1 pseudogene is annotated in these 446 nt (G+C 50.0%); it reads left to right on the forward strand.

The features are described 5' to 3' along the window. Positions 1 to 446 (forward strand): annotated as a pseudogene (locus SQ11_RS15515) (asparagine synthetase B); the annotation flags it as partial.

A 446-nucleotide genomic window follows, 5' to 3' on the forward strand; every position in this document is an offset into this window, starting at 1 on the left:
GTATTTGATACGCGCGGCGGAAGTGAGATTAATCGTAATCTGCTTCATTGTATGAATGAGACTCTGACACATCGTGGCCCGGATGAAGGGGAAATATATATTGAGCCTGGTATAGGCCTGGGCCATCGCCGCCTGTCGATCATGGATGTATCCAGTGGTCAGCAACCTTTGTTTAATGAAGATGGCAGCGTAGTCGTTGTATTCAATGGTGAAATCTATAATTTCCGGAAACTGGTCAAAGAGCTGACAGCGCTGGGTCACCAATTTCGCACCCACTGCGATACAGAAGTGATCGTGCACGCTTGGGAAGAATGGGGTGAGCGTTGTGTCGAGCACTTCAGCGGCATGTTTGCCTTTGGTGTGTGGGATCGCAACCGGCAAACATTGTTTATGGCACGTGACCGGCTGGGGATCAAGCCGTTCTACTACACGTTGCTGGATAACGG

The organism is Nitrosospira sp. NpAV, from assembly GCF_000832065.1.
In the GTDB taxonomy this organism is placed as follows: Bacteria; Pseudomonadota; Gammaproteobacteria; order Burkholderiales; family Nitrosomonadaceae; genus Nitrosospira.